This is a genomic window from Desulfonatronospira sp. MSAO_Bac3, assembly GCF_003838035.1.
Classification (GTDB): Bacteria; Desulfobacterota; Desulfovibrionia; order Desulfovibrionales; family Desulfonatronovibrionaceae; genus Desulfonatronospira; species Desulfonatronospira thiodismutans.
In genome coordinates, this window is sequence record NZ_QYZY01000390.1 from 1 (window position 1) to 1,867 (window position 1,867).

General features: G+C 53.8%; 2 protein-coding genes. Both read left to right on the plus strand.

The window, feature by feature from the left end:
- The coding region (locus tag D5S03_RS13700; protein ID WP_287044483.1) for a type II secretion system minor pseudopilin at positions 1-540 on the plus strand (540 nt) is incomplete at its 5' end.
- Between the two features lie 16 nt (positions 541-556).
- The gene (locus tag D5S03_RS13705; protein ID WP_287044484.1) at positions 557-1,843 is read left to right on the plus strand and encodes a PilN domain-containing protein; all 1,287 of its coding nucleotides are present in this window, start codon (positions 557-559) and stop codon (positions 1,841-1,843) included.
- Positions 1,844-1,867 lie beyond the last annotated feature (24 nt).

Sequence of the window (1,867 nt, forward strand, 5' to 3'; positions counted from 1 at the left end):
GGAAGCGCCGAGATTTCTGCTACAGCCAATTCCATCCTGGACTGGATTGATGAGGATGATCTGCAAAGACCGGGCGGGGCGGAAAAGGATTATTACCTGTCCCTGCCCTCTCCCTATCTGCCCAAAAACGCACAGATTCAGGATATGCGAGAACTTTTGCTGGTCAAAGGAGTGAACAGGCATCTCCTGTACGGAACAGATGATCATCCCGGACTCATTCATTTTTTTCATGTTTATGGAGAAGCAAAGAGTTTGGATATAAACAGCGCATCCCCGGAGACATTCGTCCTGGCCGGTCTGGACGCGGACTCCGTACAGGAAATTGTGGACAAAAGAAACCTGGAACCCATAAGCAGGCTGGCCCAGCTTGGAGAGGTACTGCCCCCCGGCGTCCTGGATGAAGTGGGCAGGTATTATACTGTTCAGGGATCAGGGCAGGCCCTGGTGAGTGCCTTTATTCTGCTTGAGGACGGCAGACAGGGAGCAAAAATATCCGGTCTGCCTGTGCACAGTGAGCAGTCAGCCCGGCACATGGATTGAAATTGTGAGGCAAATTTTGCTGGAAAAGTTGCTTGCTCCTTTTTGCACCTGGGAGAGCATTATTTTCGTACTTCCGGACAGGGTCCTGGTGCGCAGGGCGGGCAGGGGGCTGCCCGGGCGTATTGCCGGGGGATTTGAACAGGAATATGATCTGGGTCCTGAAGGCGACCTGTCCACTGTTTTAAGCCTGGCCCGAACTTCCATGCCCTCCGGTTCCGCAGGTTTATGCATGCTGGGACTGCCCCTCAGGCATTTCTCCCTGGCCTCTTTTACCCTGCCCGCAGCGGCTGCCCGGAATCTGGACGAAGCGGTCAGATACGCCCTGATGCGTCATCTGCCCTATGATCCAGAAGCTGCCCGAATCACTTATCAAAGCAGGGAAGACGGGGAGCGCCTGGATATTTTCACCCTGGCCATACCTGATAAGGCCCTGTCTGCCTTTTTGAAGGCTGCTGCTTCAGCCGGGATGACAGTTCAGGAGGTTTTCCCTTCTCTTCTTTACTGGGCCCGGAAAAAAGGCGAGGGCATCTACGTCAGTCTGAGCGCCGGCTACAGTGAAATCCTGGTGCACTCCGGGGCAAGGGGCTTTCTGCATACCTGGGCAGAGGATGAAGATTTGTTTGTTCAGGAGGCCGAAAAACTTTTAAGCAGCATGCCCCATCTACCCGCCGATCTTTACTTGTGGGGGGCACGCGATGATGCAGGGGCAATCCTTGACCGCATGGGCCTGAAACCCGGGAAGGCTGTTGCCCTGAATCTGGCCCATGTCCGGGATGATCATGGGGATAAATTTCTGCAGGGCATAAGTATTGACGTGTTGCCTCTAAAGATACGCAGGCAGCAAAAAATGGCAACATACCTGGCAGTTATCGGGCTTGCATTTTTCCTGCTTGCCGTGGCTTTCTGGCCTCTGGGCGGGTATTTGGGCCATAAGAGATATCTGGCCGGACTGGAACAGAAAATCGCGGAAACAGCCCACATGGCGCAGGAACAAAGAGAACTGGCAGAGAAAAATCTGGAGCTTAAGGAAAAAATCACAGCCCTGGTCAACAGGCAAAAAGCCTATCCCCAGGCGTTGGAGATACTGGCGGAAGTTACCCGGGTAGTTCCGGATACGGCCTGGCTGTCATCATTTGCCTGTTTTGAAACCCAGGTGGACATTCAGGGAGAAGCTGATTCGGCCACGGCAGTCCTGGAGGCCATGGAAGACTCTTTTCTTTTCAGCAGGGTCAGGTTCAGTGCTCCGGTAACTAGGACAGGGGAAAGAGACAGGTTTTCCCTGGAGGCCGTGGTATCTCCATGAAGTCCTGGAGCAAAGAGCTGATCA